Below are 719 nucleotides of genomic sequence, written 5' to 3'. Positions count from 1 at the left end.
AAAAGGAGAAAACAACTATGAAAAAAAGAGTCTATACATTGTACCGCGTTTCAACTCTGGGACAGGTCGAGAAAGACGATATCCCCATGCAGAAGGAAGCCTGCCGTGCATTTGCAAAGGAGCAGGGCTGGGAGATTGTCAAGGAGTTCTCTGAGAAAGGCGTCTCCGGTTTCAAGAAGTCGGCCAAGGAACGGGATCAGCTGCAGCAGATTCAGCAGGCAGCAGTGGCAAGGGAATTTGATGTCCTTCTGGTCTTTATGTTTGACCGCCTGGGCCGTCGAGACGATGAGACCCCCTTTATCGTTGAGTGGTTTGTCAAACAGGGCGTTGAGGTGTGGAGCACCCAGGAAGGCCAGCAGAGGTTCGACACTCATGTGGACAAGCTGATGAACTACATTCGGTACTGGCAGGCATCGGGGGAGAGCGTTAAAACTTCCATCCGAACCCGAACCCGGATGGAGCAGCTGACCGCAGAAGGTCTGTACACCGGCGGTGTGGCTGCCTATGGCTACCGTCTTGTCAAGCGTGGAAGGATCAATAAACGGAACCACGAGGTGTATGATCTGGAGATCGACGAGAAGGAAGCTGAGGTTGTCCGGCTGATTTTCCAGAAGTATGTATATGAAGGATATGGTGCAAAGCGAATTTGCAACTATCTGTACGAACATAACATCATGGGACGCAATGGCAAGAACATTCCGAATGTGAGTATTGTTCGG

1 protein-coding gene is annotated in these 719 nt (G+C 50.8%); it reads left to right on the top strand.

Annotated elements, in window-relative coordinates; translation table 11 throughout:
• Positions 1-17: 17 nt before the first annotated feature.
• On the top strand, positions 18-719 hold a 702-nt coding region (locus B5E67_RS15325; protein WP_158098914.1), incomplete at its 3' end, for a recombinase family protein.

This window comes from Faecalibacterium sp. An122 (assembly GCF_002160895.1).
Lineage (GTDB): Bacteria > Bacillota > Clostridia > Oscillospirales > Ruminococcaceae > Faecalibacterium.
This window is presented reverse-complemented; position numbering and strand designations above follow the sequence as displayed.